The organism is Vibrio sp. 1401 (assembly GCF_033340295.1).
The window spans coordinates 1-1057 of record NZ_JAWOWF010000145.1 but is presented as its reverse complement, the minus strand read 5'-3'; the positions used below and the strand labels follow the sequence as shown (position 1 = coordinate 1057).

1 protein-coding gene is annotated in these 1057 nt (G+C 49.2%); it reads left to right on the top strand.

Annotated features, from left to right (window positions below):
• Nucleotides 1-1057: glycoside hydrolase domain-containing protein (locus tag R7Z77_RS24170; RefSeq protein ID WP_318136902.1), on the top strand; the 1057-nt coding region annotated here is incomplete at both ends.

Below are 1057 nucleotides of genomic sequence, written 5' to 3'. Positions count from 1 at the left end.
TACGTCGATCCTATGATCGGCACAGCAGCTTCTGGTCATACATTCCCGGGCGCGACGGTACCGGCAGGTATGGTTCAACTGTCTCCAGATACTTTCATCGGTTCTAACACTGATCATGAATCAGGGCTTAACCCTTGGCACTCAGCTTCTGGCTACTGGGATTCATCTAACTACGAAACTGGCGAAGTGGTTAACACTGACGTTCCGCTGTACGGCTTCTCACATACTCACCTTTCAGGTACAGGCGCAACGGACTTAGGCGACATCTTGGTTCTGCCATACGCAGACATGGCGAACACACAACTGAACTCTTTCGACAAAGCCAATGAAGAAGCAAGCGCAGGCTACTACAAAACCAAACTAAACCAAGGTCAAATCGAAGTAGAACTGAGCGCCACCAAACGCGTTGGTTTACACAAATACACCTTTGCTGATGGCGCAGACCGCAACGTGAAGTTCGATTTGGGTCATACCCTAATGAACAACAACGGCAAATCTTTGAAGAACAAAGTAGAAGTGGTGGACGAATACACCATTCGCGGTCGTAAAACCTCAACTGGCTGGTTTCAAGGGCAAGATCACCAAGGTCAGGACATCTTCTTCTACGCGAAATTCAACCAACCAATCGCCAAAGCAATGTTGGGCGAACAAGACCTAGAGCCAACGCGCGAAATGCGTAATGGTGCGGTTTACTCAGGCGATGATCTGACGGCTTACCTAAACTTCGGCACTGGCGAAGAGCCAATTGAAATCCGCGTCGGTATCTCTCCAGTTAACTGGCAAGGCGCACAGAAAAACTTAGAAGCGGAAGCACCAAGTTTCGACCTAGCACAAGTGAAAGAAGACGCGGAATACGCGTGGGCTGAGAAGCTAGCGAAAATCAAAGTAGAAGGCGGCACAGACGCAGAGAAAACCAACTTCTACACCGGCATGTACCACATGATGATCGCACCAATCGAATTCTACGATGTGGATGGTCAATACGTGGATATGCTTGGCACGGTGCGCACACTGAAAGATGGCGACACACCAAACTACTCGATTTACTCAACGTGGG